Below are 23,444 nucleotides of genomic sequence, written 5' to 3'. Positions count from 1 at the left end.
TGACGGTCAAGTTTGACCCCAGCATTGCTAAAAGAGAACAGCTTTTCTCAGCCGCTGAGATGGCCGAAGTGTGGCCGAAGTGCGACGGTTGTGGGAGTGAACACGGCGGAGGCCGACCGGATGTGACGGCACATCAGTGCGCCGTCACGCCTGGTCGGCCCCGGTCGGTCGGCCGCGCTCCCGGCCGGGCCGCGGGCGGGCGGGGGTCAGTCCGCGGGTGCCGGTGCCGGGTCCAGGCCGTGCAGCAACAGGCTGACGGCCAGCTGTAGTTCGACGTCCAGCCGGCTGCGCCGCCCGTCCGGGTCCGGGTGCGTCCAGCGGTGCAGCGCGCCGACGTACAGGTCGCGCAGCGTCTCGCCGATCAGCTCGGAGCTGACGCTGGTGCGGATCTCGCCCCGGGCCCGGCCCCGCTCGACGATGTCGGTGAACACCACGCCCACGTAAGGGCGTTGGGTGAGCAGGCGGCCGGTCTCGATCCAGGCGGTGAGCATCGCCGCGCTCAGCTCCGGCTCCTCCTCGTTGAGGTCGCTGAGGGTGGACATACAGGCGCGCAGCGCCTCGGCGGCGTTGGCCGCGCCCTCCAGCCGCGGGGTCAGACGGCAGGTCAGCTTGCGCGCGCGCTCCTGGGCCCAGGCGCTGATCAGGCACTCCTTGCGCGGGAAGTAGTCGAAGAAGGTGCCGCGTCCGATGCCCGCGTGCTCCGCGATCTCCGCGACGGAGGTGTCCGCGTACCCCTGGCGGCTGAACAGGGCCACGGCCGAGGCGTACACGCGCCGGCGGGTGCGTTCCTTGTCGCGAACGCGCCGCGGAACGGGGGGTGTTGCTTCGTCCGAGGGGTGGCGCACGAGGCCTCCAGGCGCATCGACCTTGTTGCATGGCTGGTCATCGTTGTCCGTCCATCCAAACACAGCGCGCCCGCGATTGGTGAACCCTGATACATCTTTAGTCCGTAGCTATGAAACGGACTTGAGTGTATGTTTGAATCAGCGCCTGGTCGGGGCGGGTCCGGACACCGCACGGTCCCGACGAACACCCCACTGGCAGAAGAACGGGTGAGCAGCAATGGCAATGGTCCAGACGACGACCCAGCGGCCCAGACCGGCGGCGCCGGCCGCGCACCGACCGTGGAACACCGCACCCGCACACCGCACACCGGCCACCACGGCCCCCGCCCACCGCCCCGCCGGCGCCGCCTTACCCGCCCCCGGCACCCCCGGCACCGGCTTACCCGCCACCGGAGCCCCCGCCACCGGAACCCCCGCCACCGGGGCGCCGGCCCTCTCCGTCCTGGTGGTCGAAGGCGACGCCGCCACCGCCGAGACCCGGGTGCGCCACCTGCAACGCCAGGGCTACACCGCGAGCAGCGTGGAGACCGGCGCCCAGGCGCTCACCGCGCACCACCAGTCGGACCTGGTCCTGCTCGACCTCGACCTGCCCGACATCGACGGCCTGGAGGTCTGCCGCCTGCTGCGCAGGAGCGGCGACAAGCCGATCATCTCCATCGCCACCCGCGACACCGAACTCGACCGCGTCCTGGCCCTCCAGGCCGGAGCGGACGACTGCGTGGTGGCCTCCTGCGGCATCCGCGAGATGCTCGCCCGCATCGAGGCCGTGCTGCGCCGCACCCATCCGCGGCCGCAGGCCGCGCACACCATCTCGCTGAGCCCGCTGCACATCGACGGCACCACCCGCGAGGTGTCCCTGCACGGCCGGCCGGTGATCCTCACCGCCAAGGAGTTCGACCTGCTGCACACCCTGGCGGCCGACCCGAAGAGCGTGCTGTCGCGCAAGGAGCTGATGGCCCGGGTGTGGGACACCACCTGGGCGGCCTCCAGCCGCACCATCGACACCCACGTGAGCAACCTGCGGGCCAAACTCGGCGTCAAGTGGATCATCACGGTGCACGGCGTCGGCTACCGCCTCGGCCGCGGCTGAGAAACCCCGCGACATTTCGACATTTCCCGGCCGCTCGCGCCGGCCACCCGGAATTCCGCACCACCCGGATTTCGGGCGGCCGCCGAAATCCTGCGTGCCCGCACATCGTAGCCGTCCGCAGCGCTTTCCAGGGCCGGCCGTCCCCGAAATCCGAGAAGATTTGCCACCGTCCACCGTCGATGACGTCCGCTGACAGTCCTTGACAAACTCCCGGCCGGAAAGCGTTGCCCGACCAGGTCAGGGCCGTCCAGGATGGTCGACAGAGCGCACCGCACCGCGATCCGGGAAAGACCTTCCCGGATTCAGGAGGAGGGAACGCAATGCCAGTGACAGAGCACCAGGAAAGCCTCCCGAGACTTCCCCACATATCCGACGCCACCCTGCGGGACTCCGCCCACATGGCCGGTGTCGAATTCGGCCCCCGGGACGCCGCCGCGATCGCCGACCTGCTGGTGAAGACCGGCGTCGACCTGGTCGAGGTCGGCATGGTCGCCGGGCCGAACTCCAAGGACGCCGACCTCGTCCTCGCCACCCACGAGGCCGTCACCCCCGAGCGCAGCATGACGCTCGTGGTCGTGCGCGACCGCCAGCAGGTCGCCACCGCCCTGGACGAGGCCGAGCGCCTGGGCGTGCACCACGTCATGTACTCCATCCCCACCTCGGAGCAGCACGCCAAGCTCAAGCTCGGCTCGCCCAGCGCCAAGTTCCTGAACACGCTGGCCCGTTCGGCGATCTCGCAGGCCAAGGACCGCGGCTTCCACGTCACCTTCAGCGGCGAGGACGGCGCGCGCACCCCCGCCGAGCGCCTCGTCCCCTACGTCACCGCGGGCTTCGAGGCCGGCGCCGACCGCTTCCGCCTCGCGGAGACCGTCGCCTACCTGTCGCCCTGGCAGATGCAGGACGTCATCGCGGACCTCACCGCGATCGACGGCTCCGAGATCGAGATCCACTCGCACAACATGCTCGGCATGGCGGTCGCCAACTCCCTGGCCGCCGTGCGCGCCGGCGCCCAGTGGATCTCGGCGACGGTCGGCGGCATCGGCGAGCGCGGCGGCAACGCCCCGCTGGCCGAACTGCTCACCTCGCTGCGGGTCATCTACGGCGACACCCGCTTCAACCTCTCCCACCTCACCGAGCTGTCCCGGATCGCGCTCAAGGGCGCCGGCCTCGGCGAGGCGTTCCAGTCCGGCCCCACCACCCCGCACTCCTTCGCCTACGAGCTGCCGGGCCAGCTGACCCACCCCGAGGCCTACGAGACGCTGCCGGCCGAACTCGTCGGCAACTCCCGCGAGTTGCTGGTCCGCACCCGCCTCACCCCGGCCCTGGTCAAGTGGGCACTGGCCGAGTCCGGCGTCTTCGTCGACGTCGAGGCCTTCACCCCGTGGCTGGTCGAGCGCCAGATCGAGGCCGGCGCCCCGCTGCTGGACCGCGACGCGATCCGCAAGGCCGCCATCGAGTTCCAGGCCGCCTGAGCTCCCAGCCGCCTGAGCCCACCCCGCACCACCGTGCACCATCCCGCACCACCGTGCACGAGCCGTCTGAGCCGGCCCGTCACACGCCACGCACACCACAACGAACCGGAGTTCCCGCATGTCCACCGCCACCCTGACCGGCGTCTGCCCCGAGTGCGAGACCGACCTGACCGTCCCGCCGATGGTCCAGGGCGAGACCCTCTCCTGCCCCGAGTGCATGCTCACCCTGCGCGTCGAGGACGTCCGCGACGGCCAGCTGTCCCTGCAGATGGTCGAGGTCCAGCTGCGCGACTGGGGCCAGTGAGATGCCCAAGAACGTCGCCATCGTCGCCGACCGGATCAGCTGGGAGGAACGCCAGCTGATCCAGGCCGCCCCGGCGCTGGGCCTGCACGTCGACTGGATCAACGACGAGTCGCTGTGCCTCGGCGACCCCGGCGCCCCCGCCGTGCAGTCCTACGACGCGCTCCTGGTGCGCAGCCGCAGCTACACCCGCGGCGGCCTGGTCGCCACCCTCGCCGAGTCCGCCGGCATCCCGGTCCTCAACACCGCCCGGGCCATCAACGCCTGCGAGAACAAGGCCGTCCTGCGCACCGTGCTGCGCGACGCCGGTGTCCCGGTACCGGACTTCCGCCTCGTGCTGTCCCGCAAGGACTTCGAGAAGGCGCTGGAGGAACTCGGCGTCCCCGTCGTCCTCAAGCCGATCTTCGGCGGCATGGGCAAGCGGGTCACCCTGATCCGCGACACCGACACCGCCCAGTCCGTCTACGACTACGTCGAGGACCTCGGCCACGCCTTCGAACAGGCCTGCCTGGTCGAGCCGTTCCTGGCCGGCGGCTCCTCGGTGCGCTGCCTGGTCGCCGGCCACGACATCGTCGCCGCCGCCGAGTTCACCAGCGCCGGCACCGACTGGCGCAGCAACGCCGCCCTCGGCAACCGCAGCAGCGCCATCGCCCACGACCCCGAGGTCGTGAAGATCGTGGACGCCGTGGTCAACGAACTCGGCGCCGGGATCTACGGCGTCGACCTGTTCCGCACCGACGACGGCCTCGTCGTCAACGAGGTCAACCACGCCCCCGCCTTCAAGGGCGTCGCCTCCACCACCGGCGCGGACATCCCCACCGCCATCGCCTCGTACGTGCAGGAGCTCATAGCATGATCCGAGCAGGAGTCGTCGGAGCCTCCGGGCTCGCCGGCGGCGAACTGATCCGGCTGATCACCCAGCACCCCGACCTCGAACTGACGTTCCTGGGCGGTTCCTCCAACATCGGCCGGCGCCCGGCCGAACTCCACCCCAACCTGCGCCTCGACCTCGGCCTGACCGTCCAGCCGGTCACCGAGGAGGTCGCCGACAAGGTCGACGTCCTCTTCCTGGCCACCCCGGCCCCGGTCTCGGCGCAGCTCGCCGAACTGCTGGCCGACAAGGTCCCGGCCATCGTCGACCTCAGCGGTGCCTTCCGCATCCGCACCCCCGAGCTCCACGACCGGTGGTACCCCAAGGTCAAGCGTCGCACCGACCTCGCCGACCGGTTCGTCTACGGCGTCCCGGAGCTGATCAAGGACCAGCTCGCCGACGCCGAGCTGATCTCCCTGCCCGGCTGCTACGCCACCTCCCTCACCCTGGGCCTGGCACCGCTGACCCTGGGCCTGGGCCTGCACCTGAAGACCGTGGTCGTCGACGGCAAGTCCGGCTCCAGCGGTGGCGGCCTGCACCTGCGCACCGCCGACCTGCACCCGTTCCGCAGCGGCGCGATCGCCCCGTACGCCCCCACCGGGCACCGCCACGCCGGTGAGGTCGCCGACTTCCTGGCCCGCGCCAAGCCCGCCGGCGCCACCGCCGGGCGGATCGACTCGCTGACCATGTCCGCCTACGGCGTCTCGCACGTGCGCGGCCTGCTCACCAGCTCCTACGTGTTCACCGACGACACCGTCGACCAGCGTGAACTCCAGCGCGCCTACACCCGCTTCTACAAGGAGCACCGCTTCGTCCGGGTGCGCCGCAACACCGAGACCCTCATCCCGGTCCCGGACCCGCAGGCCGTCCTCGGCTCCAACTACTGCGACGTGACGGTCATGCACGACGAGGAGGGCGGGCGCATCGTCGTCCTCGCCGCCCTCGACAACCTCATCAAGGGCGCCGCCGGCCAGGCCGTCCAGGCCACCAACCTGCGCTTCCACCTGCCCGAGGAGACCGGCCTGACCATGCACCCGGTGATGCCGGTATGACCGGCAACCCGACCCCCACCGTGGTCAAGCTCGGCGGCAGCTGCCTGGACGGCCTCGACGGCACCTGGTGGGACGACCTGGCCGAACACGGCCGCCGCCACCCGCTGATCCTCGTCCACGGCTGGTCCAAGCCGCTGCGCGAGCTCAACCCCCGCTACAGCGAGCCCTCGGCGATCCTGCGCGACCGCTACGGCAACCAGAGCCGCTGGACCACCCCCGAGGTCATCGCCGACATCAAGACCGTCAGCGCCGCCCTCGCCGAGGACGTCTTCGCCCGCCTGAAGGCCCGCGGCATCACTGCCGAGCGCCTGCTGGGCAGCGACGGCCTGGTCCAGGCCGGCCCGGGCGAGCGCTGGTGGTGGCGCGACAAGCAGCTCGTCGAACTCGACAACCTGGTCGGCCCGATCACCGGCGTCGACCCCGCCCCGCTGAAGAACCTCCAGCCCGGCCACGCCTACCTGGTCACCCCGCTGGCCCGCAACGCGGCCGGCCAGGAGGTCAACAACGACGCCGACCGGGCCGCGGCCGCGATCGCCGGCGCCGCCGGCGCCACCGACCTCGTCCTGGTCACCGACGTCGCCCACCTGCTCATCGACGGCGAACCGGTGCGGCGGATCAGCGCCGCCGACGCCGCCGCCTTCCGCGACAAGGGCGCCACCGGCGGCATGCGCAAGAAACTGCGCGCCGCCGGCGAGGCCCTGGACGGCGGAGTCGAACGGGTCGTCCTGGGCAGCGCCAGCGTCACCGACCTGCTCGACGCCCGCACCGGCACCCTCATCACGCGAACCTGAGGAGCACCCCCATGGCGCGATCCCGCGTGCTGGTCGTCAACAACGGAACCCTGTCCCTCCCGCAGCTGCGCAAGCGCTTCGAGGACCTCGGCTCCGACACCGACGCCGTCACCGCCGCCTCCGTCCCCGCCAGCCTCGCCGGCTACCAGGCCGTCGTGCTGAGCGGCACCAAGGTCCGGGCCTACGACCAGGACTTCTACAAGCCGCTCGTCGACCTCGTCATGGGCGCCGACATCCCGGTCTTCGGGATCTGCGGCGGCATGCAGATCATCGCGGTCGCCAATGGCGGCCGCCTGGCCGACGGCCCGCAGCGCGTCGGCGGCTACGAGGTCCAGGTCGACACCGAGGACCCGCTGTTCACCCACGTGAAGCCGACCGTGACGGTCTTCCACCGCCACACCCTCTACCTCCAGGAGGCACCGGCCGGCTTCCGCTCCATCGGCCGCTCCGAACACGCCCCCGTGGAGTTCCTGCGCTCCGACGACGGTCGCGTCTACGGCGCCCAGGCCCACCTGGAGTTCCGCAGCGACGGCCTGGAGATCCTGCGCGGCTTCGCGCAGCTCTACCAGTGACCCCGCCGCCGCCAGCGCCCACCTTCCGGACCGGTGAACCACCCTACGTACCCAAGGACTTGACATGAGTGACCTGGAAGACCCGCACCAGCCCGCGTTCACCGTGCACCTCAACGGCAGCGGCGCCCCGATCAAGGGCTGGGTGGTCGTCGACACCCTCGTCGACGGCCTGGCCATGGGCGGCACCCGGATGACCACCGCCGTCAGTGAGGAGGAGGTCGCCGGCCTCGCCCGCGACATGACCGAGAAGTTCACCCTGGCCGGCCTGCGCATCGGCGGCGCCAAGGCCGGCATCGTCGCCACCGACACCAACGCCGACGGCGCCAACCGCGAACAGACCTTCCGCACCTTCGGACGCACCGTCAAGCCACTGCTGCACGGCGGCATCCACCTCGGCATCGACATGGGCGTCACCCCCGCCGACCGGGCCGTCTTCTTCGACGAGGCCGGCTACGACCCCCGCTACCGCCTCGGCGCCCCCGACATGCCGATCGACTGGCGCACCTACTACGAGCCGCTGATCGACTGCACCGGCCACGGCGTCGGCGTCGCCGCGCTCACCGCCCTGGAGGCCGGCGGACGCACCGAGCCGGCCAAGGTCGCCATCCAGGGCTTCGGCGCCGTCGGTCGCGCCGTCGCCCGCTTCCTGGAGGAGCGCGGCCACGTCATCGTCGCCGTCGCCGACGTCCAGGGCACCATCAGCGCCGACCGCCTCCCGGTGGCCGACCTGGTCGCCATCACCGACGAGTTCGGCCGCATCGACCACAGCCGCCTGCCCCAGCACGTCACCGTCAGCCGCGAGAGCGACGCCTGGCTCGACGTCGACGCCGACCTGCTGGTCCTGGCCGCCCAGAAGTACGCCCTCAACGCCGAGAACGCCCACCGGCTGCGCGCCCGCGTCGTGGTCGAGGGCGCCAACCTCGCCTCCAGCGCCGAGGCCAAGGAGAAGGTCGCCGCCCAGGGCACCGTCCTGGTCCCCGGCGTCATCGCCAACATCGGCGGCGCCGGCTCCGCGGCCCTGGCCGTCACCCGCGTCGTCCCCTTCGACCTCGGCGCCGAGGCCCGCAAGCAGTGGGTCTTCGACTGGGTCGCCGACCGGGTCCGGCTCAACACCCGCGACCTGCTGGAGATCGCCGCCGCCCGCCCCGGCAACCCGCTGCCCGAACTGCTCGCCGCCCGCCGCCAGGAGCTTCACCGATGAGTACCCCCGCCTCGGCCGCCGACAGACTGGCCGAGTACCGCCGCCGCGGTTGGTGGCGCGACGAGACCTTCCTGGACGACCTGCGCCGCCAGGCCCGCGAACGCCCGCGCAAGCTCGCCGTCGCCGGCCGCCGCCTCGACGAGGCCCGCACCGACACCCTCGACTACGCCGAACTCTCCCGCCTGACCGACCGGTTCGCCGGCGCCCTGCTCGATTTGGGCGTGCAGCGCGGCGACGTCGTCGCCGTCCAACTGCCCAACCGCTGGGAGATGGTCCCGCTGATGTTCGCCTGCATGGCGGCCGGCGCGATCATCTGCCCCATCGCCCCGGTCTGCCAGGAGGAGGAGCTGCGCCACCGGCTCGCCCTCACCGAGGCCCGCGTGATCATCACGGTCGCCGAGTACGACGGCTACCCGCTCGCCGAGGCCCTGGTCGAACTGCGCTCCGAGACCGCGCTGGACCACGTCGTGGTCCTCGACGGCCACGCCCCGGCCGGCGCCGTCGACTTCCACGACCACTTCGTCTCCGAGCACTGGGAGAAGCGGCGCATGGGCGACCTGGTCGGCCGCCAACTGCGCCCCGACGAGCCGTTCGTGGTGCTGTTCACCTCCGGCACCACCGGCTTCTCCAAGGGCGTGGTGCACAGCCAGAACACCGTCCACTCCGGCGTGCGCGGCTACGTGGACACCTTCCTGCTGCGCGACGACCTGGTCGCCGCGGTCACCACCCCCCTGGTGCACTACTCCGGCTTCGGCCAGGGGGTGCTGGCCGCCGTGATGCTCGGCGGCACCATCGCCTTCCAGGACGGCCCCGACCACGTCGGCCTGCTCGACCTGGTCGAGCGCTACGGCGCCACGCTGATCTACGGGCCGCCGCCCACCCTCACCGGGGTGGCCGCCGCCCAGCAGGCCGACCCGCACGACGTGTCCAGCCTGCGCCACACCATCACCGGCGCCGCCCCCGTCCTCCAGAACCTGGTGGACGAACTGCGCGACACCTTCGGCGCCCGCACCTACTCGGTGTGGGGGATGTCCGAGTTCGGGCCGGTCACCATCAGCCGGCTCGACTACAACCAGGACTGGGCGGCACACAGCCACGGCCGGCCGATCGACTCCATGGAGATCCGCATCGACGCCTGCCAGGACCCCACCCAGCGCGCCTCGGTCGGCAAACTGCGGGTGCGCGGCGCCTCCCAGGCCCTCGGCTACTTCAAGCAGCAGGACGTCTTCGACGCCGACGTGATGGCCGACGGCTGGTTCGACACCGGCGACGTCGCCCGCGAGGACGGCCGCGGCGGCATCCGCGTCCTGGGCCGCGCCAAGGACGCCATCATGCGCGACGGCATCGTCCTGCCGATGGCCGAACTGGAGTCCGTCATCGCCGCCCACCCCAAGGTGACCGAGGCCGCGATCGTCGGCCCCACCGGGCACATCGACGACCCGATCCTCGCCGTCGTCGTCGCCCGCGGGGACAGCGCCCCGGACCTGGCCGAACTGCGCGCCCACCTGCTGGGCGCCGGCCAGGACGCCCGCTTCCTGCCCGAGCGGCTGGAGGTGGTCACGGCCCTGCCCAAGACCCTCACCGGCAAGGTCCGCAAGATCGAACTGCGCCGCCGCTACGCCACCGGCTGACGGCCCGCCCGCTCCGGGCGCCCGGCAATCCCCCCGACCGGGCGCCCGGCCGCACCACCCAGCACCACCGGCACCACCGCACGGCACCCGCAGCACCCGGCACCGCCCTGGCGTCCCCCGGCCGGGGCGGCCCGGCGCCCGAAACCGCGGTCCCCACACCGCGGCCCGCCCCACAGCCCGACCCGCCCGCCGTCCCACCGCCCGACCCCGCCGCCCGACCCGCCGCCCGACCCGTTGGAGCCCACCATGCCCGAACCCGTGCCGGTGACGAAGTCGGCGACCCTGGCCGCCGACGAGGCACTGGAACGCCGGCGCCGCGCCGGCGAACAGGTCCTGTCCCTGGCCAGCGGCGAGATCGGCCTGCCCGTCCTGCCCGCCCTCAAGGAACGCCTCGCCCGCGCCGCCGGCCGCAACGCCTACGGCCCGGTCGCCGGCCACCCGGCCCTGCGCGCCGCCGCCGCCGACTACTGGGGCCGGCGCGGCCTGGACACCGACCCCGACCTGGTGCTGTGCGGACCGGGCAGCAAACCCCTGCTGTTCGCCCTGATGCTCGCCATCGGCGGAGACGTCGTCGTACCCGTGCCCAGCTGGGTCAGCTACGCCGCCCAGGCCCGCCTGGCCGGCGCCCACCCGATCCACGTCCCCACCCTCCCCGGCCAGGGCGGCGTGCCCGACCCGGACGCGCTGCGCACCGCCGTCACCGCCGCCCGCGCCGCCGGCCGCGACCCGCGCTGCGTCATCGTCACCCTGCCCGACAACCCCACCGGCACCATCGCCGAACCGGACACCCTGCACCGGCTCGGCCAGGCCGTCCGCGAACTCGACCTGGTCGTCGTCTCCGACGAGATCTACTGCGACCTGGTCTACGACCGCGACACCCACCCGGCCCCCTCCCCGGCCGCCTTCGCCCCCGAACGCACCGTCGTCACCACCGGGCTGACCAAGAACCTGGCACTCGGCGGCTGGCGCACCGGGGTCGCCCGCCTGCCCCAAGGCCCGCTCGGCCGCGCCCTGTACGGACGGCTGGAGGCCGTCGCCAGCCAGCTCTGGTCCTCCACCGCCGCGCCCGTCCAGGACGCCGCCGCCTACGCCTTCACCGAACCGCAGGAGGTCCGCGCCTACGTCGCCGCCGCCCGGCGCCTGCACGAACAGATCGTGCGCGAGGTGGCCCGCCACCTCACCGCCGCCGGCGCCGAACTCACCCCCGTACGCGCCACCTCCTACCTCTACCCGAGCTTCGAGCCGCTCCGGGACCACCTCGTCGAAACGCACGGGGTGTCCGGGGCCGGGGAGCTGGCCGCCCTCTTCGCGCAGCGCTACGGCGTCGGCCTGCTCCCCGGCAGCGCCTTCGGCGAAGCCGACCACCACCTGCGCATCCGGATCGCCACCAGCCGCCTGTACGGGGAGAGCGAAGCCGAACGCACGGCCGCGCTCACCGCCGACACCCCACTCGAACTGCCCTGGATCAAGGCGTCCCTGGACCGCATCGCCGAAGTCCTCGACGACCTCGTCCCGCCCGCCGCCCGCCCCGCACCCGCCACCGCGGCGCTCACCGGACGCGTCTGACCCCGCCCACCGACCACCCGAGACCACCGGAGGTCCACCACCCCATGTCCACCACCATCAGCGAGTACGAGTACCGCGGCCGCCGCTACGTCAGCCTCGGCACCACCGCCCCCGGCGAGCCCCAGACCCTCCACCACGTCCCCGACGGCCGCCTGCTCGCCGCCGTCCTCACCGACGCCGGCCCCGAGGCCGTCACCGCCCTCACCGAGGCCGCCGACACCCTCACCGTCACCGCCGGCGACCCCGAACTGCGCCCGCTGCCCCCGCTGCTGCCCACCACCGGCCCCGGCACCGCCCTGGTCAGCGGCTTCCTCGGCACCCACAAGTCCAAGTCCGCGGCCATCGTCGCCCACGGCGACCAGCCGCCGCTGCCCAAGTGGTTCTTCAAGGGCCTCGGCTCCTGGCTGCGCACCCCCGGCCAGCCCCTGGTCGTCCCCGCCGAACCGGTCTGGCTGATCGAGGAGGCCGAGATCGTCCTCGTCTACGTCAACGACGACGAGGGCACCCCCCACTACGCCGGCTACACCTTCGGCAACGACCTGTGCGACATCGGCCTGCACCGCATCGACCCCGGCTACACCCCCACCGGCAAGCTCTGCGACACCGCCATCTCCCCGCACCTGTTCCTCGGCGAGCCGCCCCGCGCCGCCACCGGCCGCGTCGCCATCGAACGCGACGGCGCCACCGCCTGGGAGGGCAAGTTCGAAATCGGCTCCGACTCCCTCTACTTCACCGTCGAGGAGCTGACCGAACGGCTCTTCTCCTTCCCCGCGCTGCGCCGCCCCGGCCTGGTCAACTACGTGCTCACCGGCGCCGACCGCAGCAGCTTCCACGACGGCTTCCAGCTCACCGACGGCGACCGCATGGTCATCGACGTGACCAGCCACGGCGTCGCCCTGTCAAACCCCGTCCAGTACGGCGGCGTGGCCGCGGCCTCCTGACGCGGCGCCCGCGCCCACGACGTCCAGCGCGTCCAGCACGGAGGGTTCGGCCTGCCGGCGGCGCACCTCGGCGAGGTACTCGGAGACCGCGTCGCGGTTGCGCTGAAGGCACCGGATGCGCTGGGTCATGCGGTCACGCTCCTGTTCGAGCGTGGCCAGCATCTCGGGGGTGGCCTCCTCGAAGTGGATGGTGGAGGGCTTGCTCAGGCAGGGCAGGATCTGCCGGATGATCCGGGTCGGCAGCCCCGCGGCCAGCAGACCGCGGATCTGCAACACCCGGTCGACGAACGCCTCGTCGTAGTCCCGGTACCCGTTGGCCTGCCGGGCGGAGAAGATCAGCCCCTGCTCCTCGTAGTAGCGCAACAGCCGCCGCGAGGTCCCGGTGCGCTGTGACAGTTCGCCAATTCGCATGGCACTCCAGCCCGTTCACGTGTCGGACCATCCGACTTGACCCTCACATTAATGGAAAGGTTCCAGTATCCCGTCATGACGAACAGCAAGACGTCCACGTCCATCGGAGGAGACATCGTGAGCAACGACCTGACCGGCAAGGTGGCCCTGGTGACCGGCGGCAGCCGCGGCATCGGCGCGGCGATCGCCAAGCGCCTGGCCGCCGCCGGCGCGTCGGTGGCCATCACCTACGTCCAGGCCGAGGACCAGGCGCGCGAGGTGGCCAAGCAGATCGAGGCCGACGGCGGCACCGCCCTGGTCATCCAGGCCGACCTGACCGAGGCCACCACCGCCGCCGACGCCGTCGAGCAGACCGTGCGCGAGCTCGGCCGCATCGACATCCTGGTCAACAACGCCGGCTTCCTCGCCTACGGCCCGCTGGACGAGGTGACCCCCGAACACCTCGACCGGGTCCTCGCCGTGGACGTCAAGGCGATCGTCCTGGGCGCCCAGGCCGCCGCCCGGCAAATGAGCGAGGGCGGCCGGATCATCAGCGTCGGCTCCTGCTTCAACGGCCACGTGCCCGGCGAGAACTTCGTCCTCCAGGCCACCGCCAAGACCGCGCTGATCGGCTTCACCAAGGCCCTCGCCCGCGAGCTCGGCCCCCGCGGCATCGCCGTCACCACCGTCGACCCGGGCCCGATCGACACCGACATGAACCCGGCCGACGGCGAGGCCGGCGACTTCCAGCGCGGCATCACCGCCCTGGGCCACTTCGGCGAGGCCGAGGACATCGCCGCCGCCGTCGCCTTCCTGGCCGGCCCCGGCGGCCGCTACGTCACCGGCACCGGCATCGCCGTCGACGGCGGCTACAACGCCTGACCGGCGACACCAGACCCCTCCCCGGGCGGCCGACGAGGCTCCCCGGCGGCCGGGTGGGACCCACCCGGGTCCCACCCCGCCCGCCGGGGAGCCTCCTTGGCGTTTCCGGCCCGGCCCTCAACTGCCCGGCCCCGCTTGCCCTTTCACCCGTCCTCCCCGGCCGCCCGCCGCCTCCGCAACGGGCGGCCGGCTTGCTGTGCGCCCGGCTCCTCCCGCACCCCGGCCATCAACTTCCCGTCCCTGCTCGCCTTTTCGCTCATCCTCCCGCCCTCTCCGCAACTGGCGGCCGGCTCGCTGCGCCCCGGCTCCTCCCGCCCCGCCGGCCCGTCCTCGCCGGCCCGTCCTCGCCGCCCGTCCGGCGCCCTCGGCCGCTCGGTGCCGCCAACTTCCCCCTCCCGCAGGCTGGTCGGCGCATCCTCGCCAAGGCTTCCAGGCAACGGCGAAGGCCGCGCGGGGTGCTCGTGGTGTTCCCACCACCAGCACCCCGCGCGGCCTTCGGCCTGCCCCGCCCGACCCGCTGCGGGCCGGGGGAGCGGTCAACTCAACTCGCCCCGCCCGCCTGCCGGCCCGGGAACCCGTGCGCACGGGCGGCGAGCACGACCAGCAGGACCGGGGCGAGCAGCCCCAGCACGGTCCACGGGAACGGCGAGGCCCCGACGGCGTCCAGGAGCACACCGCCGATGATGCCGCCGCCGGCCATCGCGACGTTCCACAGCACCACCAGGATGGCCTGGGCGGCGTCCGCGGCCTCCCCGCCGGCCTGTCCGGCGGCGGTCTGCAACAGGGTGGGCACCCCGCCCCAGCCCAGCCCCCACAGGGCGGCCGCGACGTAGACCAGGGCGTGGGTGCCGGAGAAGGCGCCCAGCAGCGCCACCGCCGCGCCGACCAGCAGGGTGCTGGCGATGGTCAGGGTGCGCAGGTGGCCCTGGATGTAGGTGCCGACGACCCAGATGCTGACCAGCGAGGCGACGCCGAACACCAGCAGCGTCGCGTCCGTCTGGTCGCCCAGGCCGATGTCGTCCAGGAAGGAGGCGATGTAGGCGTACAGGAGGGTGTGGGCCAGCACGAAGACCAGCATCACGAACAGCACCGGCGTCACCCCCGGCACGCGCAGCGTCGTGCGCACGGGGATCTTGCCGCCGGCCTGCTGCCCGGGGTAGTCCGGCACGACCGCGGTGATCCACACCAGCAGCGCCGCGGTCAGCACGGTCATGGCGAGGAAGGCGGCCTGCCAGGAGACCACCTTGCCGACGAAGGTGCCGGCCGGCACCCCCAGTGACAGGGCGACCGGGATCCCGGCCATGGCGATCGCGATCGCCCGGCCCTCCTGCTGGGGGGCGACCATGCGGCGGGCGTAGCCGGCCAGCAGCGCCCAGGCGAGGCCGGCGGCGACGCCGGCGACGAACCGGGCGACCAGGGTGAGCGGGTAGTTGCCCGACAGGGCGGTGACGGTGTTGGCGACGGCGAAGCCGGCCATGGCGGTCAGCAGCAGGCGCTTGCGGCGCCAGCCGGCGGTGGCCGCGGACAGCGGGATGGTGGTCAGCACCGTCCCCAGCGCGTAGATGGTGACGGTCTGGCCGACGGCCGACTCGCTGGTGCCCAGGCTGTCGCTCATCGCGGGCAGCAGGCCCGCGGGCAGCGTCTCGGTGAGGCTGGTGATGAACACGGCGACGGCCAGCGCGAGCAGCGCCGGCATTGGCAGCTTCGGCTCCCTGGCCGAGGGCGCGTCAGGTGCCGGGTCGGGGGCGGGGGGTGCGGGGGCGGCGGTGCCGACGGTGGGCTCGGTGCTCCTCATGACGGGATGCTGAAACCTTTCCATTAATGTGAGGGTCAAGTCCGGGCTGGACGGGGTGCGTGAACCGGGGGAGCGGGCGGGGCGACGGACGGGGCCATGGCTGGGCCCTGAGCGGCGGTCGTGGGGGGATGCCGTCAGGGCCGGAGGTTCAGGTGCCGAGGGGTACTGCCGAGGGGACTACTGCATCCGCAGCGCGTGCAGGCCGCCGTCGACGGGCAGAACCGTCCCGGTGGTGTCGGTGGCGGAGAGCGCCAGGAAGGCGATGGCCTCGCCGACCTCCTCGGGCCGCGCCAGCCGCCCCGACGGGTGGCGCTCGTTCAGCGCGGCCCGCGAGGCGGCCGGGTCCTCGGTCTTCGCCAGCACCCGGGCGATCCACGGGGTGTCGACGGCGCCGGGGGCGACGGCGTTGACCCGGATGCCCTCGCGTATGTGGTCGGTCGCCATCGCCAGGGTCAGCGAGTGGATCGCCCCCTTGGACGCCGAGTACAGGACCCGGGCCGGCAGCCCGGTCAGCGCGAAGATGGAGCAGGTGTTGACGATCGCCGCGGCCGGCGACTCGCGCAGGTGGGGGAGCGCGGCCCGGGCCAGGCGCACCATGCCGACGACGTTCACGTCCAGCACCCGCAGCCACTCCTCGTCGGAGTTGTCCGCGACCGTGCCCTGGGCGGCGATGCCGGCGTTGTTGACCAGGACGTCGATCCGCCCGAACCGCGCCACCACCTCCGCGACCGCCGCCCGCACCGACGCGTCGTCGGACACGTCGCAGGCGATCCCCACCACGTCGGCGGCGACCTCCTCGGGCTTCAGGTCCAGGGCGGCGACCCGCACCCCGCGGGCGCGGAGCGCGGCCGCGGCGGCCGCCCCGATCCCGGAGGCGCCGCCGCTCACCACGGCCACGAGCGAATCCGACGTCTGTGCTTCAGTGCTGACGGCCACGGCGGGCGCCTCCTTGGGAACGTGCGCGGGAACGTGCGGCGGGATCGAGCGGGGACTTCACGCGGCGCCCTGGTCCTCCAGGCGCCGCAGCAGCGGGTGCGCGGGCGCGGCGGTGGCCCCCACGGTGCGCCGCACCCACCACGCCGAGGCGAGGTTGGAGGTCAGCAGCGTGCGCCGGGTGTCCTCGCGGGCGAGCTCGGCCGCGGCGGCCAGGGTGTACATGCCGGTGCCGGTGAACAGGACGGCGGAGTCCTCGGACGGCCCGGCCGCACGGACCCGGCCCAGCAGGGTCTCGGTCGTCACCTCGTACGGGTTGAACCGCTCCTCCTCGCCCGCCACCGGGGTCCCGGCCGGCGCGAGGACGATCTGGTCGACCGTCAGCCCGGCCTGCTCCCAGAACGCGTGCGACGTCTCGGTCAGCCACGGCGCGTACGGGGAGACCAGGGTGAGCCGCTTCACCCCGAGGTGCTCACACAGCGCCAGGATCGCCGACGAGGAGGACATCACGGGGAAGCCGAACCGCTGCGACAGCTGCGCGAGGAACGCCTGGTCGCCGTCGGGCCCCAGCAGGTAGTGCGAGGCGTTGCACGCCACCACGGCCGCGTCCAGACGCAGCTGCCCGAACGTGGCGAGCACGTCCGGGAGCACCTCGTTGTACATCTCCATCGTGGTTTTCACGAATTCCGGAGTCACCGGGAAACGCGTGGCGTACACATTCACCTCGGACCCGATCAGCCGGTGGAACTCCGGCTCCGCGACCGGATTCTCCGGCGGAACGACCAGCCCGAACCGGGGCAGCGTGAAAATATCCATACCAGCACGCTAGCAGCCGCCCCCGCCGCAGAACCCCGGCCGTTTTCCCGTCTTGACGCTCCGTCATACCGGCTTGGCAGAACCTGGAAATCTTTGCATTCCTTGACAACCTGCCACCGGAATGAAACGGCCGGACTCCGCGGGTATCGGCACCGAAAAGCACCGCAACAATAGCGCGAACAACAAAAGGGGGCCCGGGCGGCTGCGCGGCCGTCACGAGGACCTGCCGTGCCGCCGCCCGGACCCCGGGGGCCGTCGTCAGCCGTTGCCGTCGTCGGCCGCGTCCGCGTCGGCCTGGGCCGCGGCGCTCTCGGCGGCGTCGACCTTGTGCTGGAGGTCCTGGACCTGGCTGCTGTCGGCCGCCCCCGCACCGGCCCCGGCACCGGCCCCCTGGCCGGAGTCCGCGTGCCCGGCGGGCCCGCACGCGGTGAGCAGGGCCGCCCCGGCCAGAACCAGCGCCGCGACGGCCGCGCGGACACCGGCCGGACGGCGGGTCACTTCGACTCGCCCTGGTTGTGGGCGGCGCACCAGGTCGCCACCGACGTCAGGTCGTTCTGCCGGGTCTGCAAGGTGATGACCAGGGCCTTGCGGGCGGCGACCCGGTCGTTGAGGAGCTTCTCGATCTCGGTGTGCCCGGCGGTCTTGGCGTTGGCGGCCCGCTGCTGCATGCGGGCGATCGAGCCGACCACGGTGGCGTCGCCGTTGAGCCGGGCGAGGGCCTTGGTGACCCGCTCCTCGGTCTTCGGCAGCCGCTTGCAGACGGCCTTCGCGCCGTCACCGGTCGGCACCGCCCGCACCGACGGGGCGCCCGAGGGCGAGCCGCCCTGCTCGGCGGCCTGGGCGGGCACGGCGGCCAGCAGCGAGCCGGTGAGGGCGAGGGCACCGAGGGCGGCGGCCTTGCGGCCGACGGACGTGCGGTTGGCGGGCATGGGCGTCCCTTCAATCCGATGGCGTCCGGCCGGACCGGCCGGACGCCGGGAGCGTAGGACGGCTTCTTGTGGATTCCCTGTGGAACCGGTCCCCTTCCGGAACCGGCCCCGAGATCCAGTCCCGCAACACCGGCAGCTCCACCGTCGGCGCCTCCGCCCCCACCGCCGGCAGCCGGACCTCCACCCGGCAGCCGCTGCCGCCCGGCGGCACGGTGATCCGCACCGCACCCCGGTGCAGCGCGGCCTGCTGCGCCACCAGCGTGAGCCCCAGCCCCGAGCCCGGGCTGTCCCGCCGCCGGTGGAAACGACGGAACACCGCCTCGCGCTCACCCGGCTCCACCCCCGGCCCCTCGTCGTCCACGGTCAGCAGCACCCCCGCACCGTCGGCCGCCAGCCGCACCGCCACCCGGGCCGGCCCCGACCCGTCGCGCCCGTGCACGGCGGCGTTGCCGAGCAGGTTGGCCAGCAGGATCCGCAGCCCCGGCTCCCACCCGAACACCCGCACCTCCTGCGGGGCGTCCGCCTCGAACACGGCCCCCGGGTGACGGCGCCGCGCCTCCGCCACGGCCGCGTCGACGAGCTCGGCCAGGTTCACCGGCCCGAACGAGTCGACCTCCACCAGATCGCCCCGTGCGAGCATGCCCAGCGCGGTCAGCAGATCGAGCAGCCGGGTGTGGTCGTCCGCCAGCTCCGCCACCACCTCCGCCCGCTCACCGGCCGGCAGGTCCGGATGCGCGGCCAGCACGTCCAAGTTGGTGCGCAGACTCATCAACGGCGTGCGCATCTCGTGCGAGGCGGCGGAGGAGAACGACCGCGCGGTCTCCAGCGCCTGGGCGGTGCGCCGCGCCTGCTCGTCGTAGCGGGAGAGCAACAGGGCCAGGGCGGCGGCGAGTTCGTCCACCTCGGCGGTCCCGCTGCGCTGCGCGGTGAACCTGGCCGCGTCGCTGCCTGCCCCGTCGGTACCTCCGGCGGGCGTGTGAGCCGGGTCGAGCTCGGCCGCCCGCCGGCTGAGCCGGCGCAGCGGGGCGGTGGCCCGTTCGGCGAGCGCGAAGCCGATCAGCGCGGCCACCGGCGCCGCGACGGCCGCCACCAGCAGGACCCGCCGGCGCACCGCCGCGGTCTGGCTGTCGGCCTGCCCGCCGGGCGCGACGACCCACAGCGTGCCGCCGCCACCGCTGCCGCTGCCCGCGCCGCCGCCGGAGACCCGTACGGTCAGCACCCGCCAGGCCGCGCCCTGGTCCCGGACGGTGACCGGCCCGCCCGGCGCGGTGGGGAAGGTCTGCTCGTCGGCGGGCTGCGGGCCGACGGCCAGCAGCACGGTGCCGTCCGACGCCGCCACCCGCACCCCAGAGTCCAGCGCCGCGTCCAGCACCTTGCGCTGCTGGTTCTGCTCCACCTTGGGCCGGCCCCGGCTGTCGGCGGCCACCAGCGCGCGCACCCCCGGCAGCACGGCCGCCGCCCGGTCGTTCAGCCGTGCGTCCTGCTGGTGGCGCAGGTCCCGGCCGACCAGCGGCAGCAGCAGCAACCCGGCCAGCACCACCAGCACCGGCACCACGGCGGCGGCCCACAGCGCGATCCGGGTCGAGAGCCTCACGGCCGCACCACGAAACCGACGCCCCGCACCGTGTGGATCACCCGCGGCCCGCCGCCCGCCTCGGTCTTGCGCCGCAGATAACTCACGAACGTGTCCACGACGTCACTGCGGACCTCGAAGTCGTACCCCCACACCCGCTCCAGCAGCAGCTCCCGCGACAGCACGATGCCCGCGTTCCTGACCAGGTGCGCCAGCAGCTCGAACTCCCGCCGGGTCAGCCCCAGCTCCCGCCCGTCCAGGTACGCCTGCCGGGTCCCCGCGTCCACCACCAGCGACCCCACCACCACCCGGTCCGCCGGCTGCGGCGGACGGCGCCGCAACAGCGCCCGCAACCGCAGCACCAGCTCCTCCAGCGCGAACGGCTTCACCAGGTAGTCGTCCGCCCCGGCCTGCAACCCGGCCACCCGGTCGGCGGGCTCGTCCAGCGCCGACAGCATCAGCACCGGCACGTCGTCCCCCCGCGCCCGCAGCGTCCGGCACACCTCGGCCCCGCTGATCCCGGGCATCGACACGTCCAGCACCAGCACGTCCGGCCCCGCCGCCGCCACCGACCCGAGCGCCGCCTCCCCGTCCGCGGCCACCGACACCGCGAACCCGCTCAGCCGCAACCCCCGCTCCAACGTCCGCCGGATCGCCGCATCGTCATCCACCACCAACACCCGCCCACCGGCCACCGTCTGGGCCCCGCTCCCGTCCACCGGCCCTCCTCGCCGTCGATGAGCCGCCGACTCTCTCACACCCCCCCACGGCCCAGCCCCACGACCCCCGCGCGGGCCCGGGCCCGCGCGGGGGCCGGGATGCGGCTGCCTGCCCGCCGGTCACCCCGGCGGTCGCGCCACCCACCGGCTCGGAGCCGGGCCCCCGCCGGCGGAGGCGCTCCGGCCGGTGGCTTTGGACCGTCCCCGCTCATCTCCCGGTCCCCGGCTGCGGGTCAGCCCGCCGCGCCCGGGTGCAGGAGGGTGCGGGCGCGGGTGGCGAGGCCGTCGGCGTGGCAGCGGGTGGCCAGTTCCAGCCCCTGGGTGAGGGCGGTGCGGGCCGCCGGGGCGGGGGCCAGGGCCTCGCCGAGGTCGACGAGGGCGAGGGCGTGCTCGTAGCGGGCGGGGGATCGTTCCAGGTGCTGGACGGCCTGGGTCAGCAGCTCGGCCGCGTGCGGGCGGTCGTGGACGGCGGCGCTGAGCCGCAGGGCGCTGCCGATGGCCGAGTGGGTGCCGCTCTCCCGGGCCCGGCGGACGGCCTCCGCGGCGAGGTCGCGGGCCCGGTCCGGCTGGTCGGGGGCGAGGGCGCGGGCCAGGTGGGCCAGCCACGGCGCCCACACCGTGTTGCGCCACCCGCGGGCGTCCAGGGCCGCGCCGGCGGCGGCCAGCGTGGTGGCCGAGCCCTGCGTGTCGCCGCGGGCCAGCAGCAGGCGGCCGTACAGGGTGGGGGCGTCGGGCAGCACCATCACCGTCGGGTAGGGCGGGCCGAAGGCGTGCCGGCGGGCGAGTTCCAGGGCTTCGGCGAGCCGGCCGCGCGCGGCCAGGGTCTCGGCCAGTGCCCCGACCGCGTCCCAGTGCAGGGGGATGCCGGGGCCGATCCGTTCGGCGATGTGCAGGGCCCGGCGCAGGTAGTCCTCCGCCGCGGCGAGGTCGCCGCAGCGGAACCGGAGCATGCCGGTGAGCAGGTAGGCGAAGCCGAGGTGGCCGCCGCTCCAGCCGGCGATCTCGTAGGCGCGCACGGCCTCGGTGAACAGTTCCTCCGCCCGGTCGACCCGGTCGGCGTAGAGGTAGCTGATGCCGAGGATCCCGGGCAGTTCGAAGCCCCAGGTGGTGTTGGTCCAGCCGAGGCTGTGGGGCAGGCGGCCGTGCGGGAGGGCGGATTCGGCCAGGGCGATCGCCTCCTCGCGGTCGGCGCCGCGCAGCGTGAGGTCCCAGCAGCGCAGCACGGCCACCGCGTGGGCCAGCCCGTCGTCCTCGAACACACCCGGGCCGTCGTCCCCCTCCCCGCCGTACGCGCCGGTGCCGGTGTCGCTGAAGGCCAGGCCGATCGTGCCGAGCGTCCGGTCGAACCGGGCGAGCCGCCGGGAGCGGCCCGGGCCGTCCTCCTCCTCGGACCGGAACGCGGCGAACATGAAGTGGGCGACCTGCAAGCGCAGGCGTCCCGGGCCGGGCGGGGTGCGCACGGCCTCCTCGGCGCACACCGCGGCGGCCTCGCCCAGCCGGTTGCTGTGGGCGAGGGCCTGGGCGAGCCGGAAGGTCGCGTCGACCCGCAGGTCGGGGCCCAGCCCGTACGGGTCGGCGAGCGCCAGGCGCAACTGGTTGACGGTGGTCGCCGGGTCGGTGAGCAGCGCCGAGCAGCCGAGTTCGTAGAGCACGACGGCCCGGTCCTCGTCGTCGGGCGGTTCGCTGATGGCGCGGCGCAGGCAGCGCTGGGCCGCCTCGGGCGCGCCGATGGCCAGGTGTTCGCGGGCCGCCTGGCGCAGCTTGGCGACGGTCTCGCCGTCCCCGTCGGGCAGGGTTTCCAGCAGGTGCCGGGAGGCGGCCAGCAGGCCGAGGCCGGCGTTCTCGGACTCGACGGCCGCGACACCGTGCATCCCGGTACGGGTGGCGGGCGGCATCGACTGGTAGATCGAGGTGGCGATCAGCGGGTGGACGAACTCCAGCCGACCGTCCGGCGCCCCGGTCAGCACCCGGTGGCGGCGCAGCTCCCGCACCGACTCGGCGGCGGTCTGCGGGCCCTGGGCACAGATGACGGCGGCGAGGTCGGGGCGGATGTCGGTGCCCAGCATCGACGCCGCCCAGGCGAAACGCAGGGCGACCGGGCCGAGCTTGTCCACCCAGTGCCGCAGCGTCATCCCCCGTGCGTTGGCGGCGAGTTCGCGCAGCTGGCCGGTGCTCTCCTCGACCGGGTCGAGCCGCTGGTCGAGCACCTCGCGCAGCAGCGCGCAGGTCTCGTACGGGTTGCCGGCGGTGACGGCCCAGACGTGCCGGCAGAAGGCGTCCTGCGCCTGCTCGCCCAGGGCCGCGCGGACCAGGTGCGCGACCGAGGCCGGCTGGAGCGGCCGCAGTTCGTGGCGCCGGTCGGCCCGTTCGACGAGGCCGCGTTGCAGCGCCAGGGCGTCGTCGGGGAACTCGTCGCGGCAGGCGAGCACCAGCAGGGCGGGCAGTTCGCGGGCGCGCAGCGCGAAGCCGGCCAGCCAGCCGAGCGACTCGGGGTCGGCCCAGTGCAGGTCGTCCACGATCAGGGCCAGCGGCGGGCGGCGCTGGACGAGGCGGGTGAGCACGAAGTCCAGCCCGTCCCGCACGCCTTGCGGGTCGAGCTGCCCGCCGGGCGGCAGCAGCCCCACCGCGGGGCCGACGATGTCCTCCCACGGCCCGAACACCCACGACCGCTCCTCGTCGGGCAGGGCCGCCAGCACCGGCTGCACCAGCTGGCGCACCACGTGGAACGGATCGTGACGCTGCCGCTCCCCGCCCCGGGCGAACAGCACCGTGCACCCGGCCCCTCCCGCCCGGCGCCGCACCTCGGTGAGCACCGCGGTCTTGCCCAGCCCGGCCGCGCCGGTGTACAGCAGCAGCTCCCCGAGCCCGCCGTCGGCGCCCCGGATGAGCGCCTCGACCGCCCGCCCGGCCGACCGGATCTCCGCCTCCCGCTCGTGCAGCTGACCACCGTCCGCCCCCGACCCGGACTCGCCGGTCCCGGGCTCGCCTTCGGACACCGCCACCACCACCTCCAACTCGCCTCACCACAACCGTCGTTGCCGACGCTACTGCCGAACCGGCGCCCCCGGTACGGG

Annotated in this window: 22 protein-coding genes; 12 read left to right on the top strand and 10 right to left on the bottom strand. The window is 73.8% G+C overall.

The features are described from left to right. Positions 1–206: 206 nt before the first annotated feature. Entirely contained in the window at positions 207–755 is a 549-nt protein-coding gene (locus tag ABTY15_RS22160; RefSeq protein ID WP_350596494.1) for a TetR/AcrR family transcriptional regulator, read from the bottom strand. Between the two features lie 313 nt (positions 756–1,068). Between ABTY15_RS22160 and ABTY15_RS22155 the strand changes: the two genes are divergently transcribed. From ABTY15_RS22155 to ABTY15_RS22105, 11 genes are all read left to right on the top strand, one after another. After that, positions 1,069–1,935, top strand: coding sequence for a winged helix-turn-helix domain-containing protein (locus tag ABTY15_RS22155; protein WP_350596489.1), 867 nt, complete (start codon positions 1,069–1,071; stop codon positions 1,933–1,935). A gap of 320 nt (positions 1,936–2,255) precedes the next feature. Then, the gene (locus tag ABTY15_RS22150) at positions 2,256–3,407 is read left to right on the top strand and encodes a hydroxymethylglutaryl-CoA lyase-like TIM-barrel protein (protein ID WP_350596485.1); all 1,152 of its coding nucleotides are present in this window, start codon (positions 2,256–2,258) and stop codon (positions 3,405–3,407) included. Positions 3,408–3,525: 118 nt separating this feature from the next. Next, positions 3,526–3,711, top strand: a complete 186-nt coding sequence (locus ABTY15_RS22145; protein WP_350596480.1) for a lysine biosynthesis protein LysW — start codon at positions 3,526–3,528, stop codon at positions 3,709–3,711. 1 nt (position 3,712) lies between these two features. Then, on the top strand, positions 3,713–4,564 hold the full coding sequence (locus tag ABTY15_RS22140; protein ID WP_350596475.1) for an ATP-grasp domain-containing protein: 852 nt from the start codon (positions 3,713–3,715) through the stop codon (positions 4,562–4,564). Next, positions 4,561–5,631 (top strand): N-acetyl-gamma-glutamyl-phosphate reductase, encoded by a 1,071-nt coding sequence (gene argC, locus ABTY15_RS22135; RefSeq protein WP_350596469.1) that lies wholly within the window; start codon positions 4,561–4,563, stop codon positions 5,629–5,631. The genes ABTY15_RS22140 and argC overlap by 4 nt, the downstream gene beginning before the upstream one ends. Then, the gene (locus tag ABTY15_RS22130; protein ID WP_350596466.1) at positions 5,628–6,422 is read left to right on the top strand and encodes an amino acid kinase family protein; all 795 of its coding nucleotides are present in this window, start codon (positions 5,628–5,630) and stop codon (positions 6,420–6,422) included. The genes argC and ABTY15_RS22130 overlap by 4 nt, the downstream gene beginning before the upstream one ends. 11 nt (positions 6,423–6,433) lie before the next feature. Continuing rightward, a complete protein-coding gene (locus tag ABTY15_RS22125; protein ID WP_350596462.1) occupies positions 6,434–6,994 on the top strand; it encodes a type 1 glutamine amidotransferase in 561 nt (186 codons plus the stop codon). 64 nt (positions 6,995–7,058) lie between these two features. Continuing rightward, entirely contained in the window at positions 7,059–8,195 is a 1,137-nt protein-coding gene (locus tag ABTY15_RS22120; protein WP_350596459.1) for a Glu/Leu/Phe/Val dehydrogenase dimerization domain-containing protein, read from the top strand. Continuing rightward, positions 8,192–9,826, top strand: a complete 1,635-nt coding sequence (locus ABTY15_RS22115; protein ID WP_350596454.1) for an AMP-binding protein — start codon at positions 8,192–8,194, stop codon at positions 9,824–9,826. The genes ABTY15_RS22120 and ABTY15_RS22115 overlap by 4 nt, the downstream gene beginning before the upstream one ends. 246 nt (positions 9,827–10,072) lie before the next feature. Continuing rightward, positions 10,073–11,392, top strand: coding sequence for a pyridoxal phosphate-dependent aminotransferase (locus ABTY15_RS22110; protein WP_350596449.1), 1,320 nt, complete (start codon positions 10,073–10,075; stop codon positions 11,390–11,392). Between the two features lie 44 nt (positions 11,393–11,436). After that, positions 11,437–12,333 (top strand): fumarylacetoacetate (FAA) hydrolase, encoded by an 897-nt coding sequence (locus tag ABTY15_RS22105; RefSeq protein WP_350596445.1) that lies wholly within the window; start codon positions 11,437–11,439, stop codon positions 12,331–12,333. On the opposite strand, the gene ABTY15_RS22100 is transcribed toward ABTY15_RS22105, so the two are convergent. After that, on the bottom strand, positions 12,292–12,744 hold the full coding sequence (locus tag ABTY15_RS22100; protein ID WP_350596442.1) for a MerR family transcriptional regulator: 453 nt from the start codon (positions 12,742–12,744) through the stop codon (positions 12,292–12,294). The genes ABTY15_RS22105 and ABTY15_RS22100 overlap by 42 nt on opposite strands. 75 nt (positions 12,745–12,819) lie before the next feature. Between ABTY15_RS22100 and ABTY15_RS22095 the strand changes: the two genes are divergently transcribed. After that, positions 12,820–13,605 carry an SDR family NAD(P)-dependent oxidoreductase gene (locus ABTY15_RS22095; protein ID WP_502893561.1) on the top strand — a complete coding sequence of 262 codons (786 nt, stop codon included), beginning with the start codon at positions 12,820–12,822 and terminating at the stop codon, positions 13,603–13,605. A gap of 541 nt (positions 13,606–14,146) precedes the next feature. On the opposite strand, the gene ABTY15_RS22090 is transcribed toward ABTY15_RS22095, so the two are convergent. The 8 genes from ABTY15_RS22090 to ABTY15_RS22055 all read right to left on the bottom strand — a co-directional run bounded on the left by ABTY15_RS22090 (position 14,147) and on the right by ABTY15_RS22055 (position 23,366). Beyond that, the gene (locus ABTY15_RS22090; protein ID WP_502893560.1) at positions 14,147–15,400 is read right to left on the bottom strand and encodes an MFS transporter; all 1,254 of its coding nucleotides are present in this window, start codon (positions 15,398–15,400) and stop codon (positions 14,147–14,149) included. Positions 15,401–15,577: 177 nt separating this feature from the next. Further along, positions 15,578–16,336 carry an SDR family NAD(P)-dependent oxidoreductase gene (locus ABTY15_RS22085; RefSeq protein WP_350596435.1) on the bottom strand — a complete coding sequence of 253 codons (759 nt, stop codon included), beginning with the start codon at positions 16,334–16,336 and terminating at the stop codon, positions 15,578–15,580. 57 nt (positions 16,337–16,393) lie between these two features. Next, positions 16,394–17,149, bottom strand: coding sequence for a maleate cis-trans isomerase family protein (locus ABTY15_RS22080; protein ID WP_350596429.1), 756 nt, complete (start codon positions 17,147–17,149; stop codon positions 16,394–16,396). 258 nt (positions 17,150–17,407) lie between these two features. Then, the gene (locus ABTY15_RS22075) at positions 17,408–17,647 is read right to left on the bottom strand and encodes a hypothetical protein (protein ID WP_350596425.1); all 240 of its coding nucleotides are present in this window, start codon (positions 17,645–17,647) and stop codon (positions 17,408–17,410) included. Further along, the gene (locus ABTY15_RS22070) at positions 17,644–18,078 is read right to left on the bottom strand and encodes a hypothetical protein (protein ID WP_350596421.1); all 435 of its coding nucleotides are present in this window, start codon (positions 18,076–18,078) and stop codon (positions 17,644–17,646) included. Before ABTY15_RS22070 ends, ABTY15_RS22075 begins: the two co-directional genes overlap by 4 nt. A 10-nt stretch (positions 18,079–18,088) precedes the next feature. Further along, positions 18,089–19,672: a sensor histidine kinase gene (locus ABTY15_RS22065; RefSeq protein ID WP_350596418.1), complete on the bottom strand. Its 1,584-nt coding sequence runs from the start codon at positions 19,670–19,672 to the stop codon at positions 18,089–18,091. Continuing rightward, a complete protein-coding gene (locus tag ABTY15_RS22060) occupies positions 19,669–20,370 on the bottom strand; it encodes a response regulator transcription factor (protein ID WP_350596414.1) in 702 nt (233 codons plus the stop codon). Before ABTY15_RS22060 ends, ABTY15_RS22065 begins: the two co-directional genes overlap by 4 nt. Before the next feature lie 233 nt (positions 20,371–20,603). Then, positions 20,604–23,366 (bottom strand): ATP-binding protein, encoded by a 2,763-nt coding sequence (locus ABTY15_RS22055; protein ID WP_502893564.1) that lies wholly within the window; start codon positions 23,364–23,366, stop codon positions 20,604–20,606. Positions 23,367–23,444 lie beyond the last annotated feature (78 nt).

Origin of the sequence: Kitasatospora sp. NPDC097643 (genome assembly GCF_040302625.1) — a bacterium.
Taxonomy (GTDB): domain Bacteria; phylum Actinomycetota; class Actinomycetes; order Streptomycetales; family Streptomycetaceae; genus Kitasatospora.
Note: the sequence above shows the minus strand (reverse complement) of the source record. Positions and strands in the feature narration are given on the sequence as shown.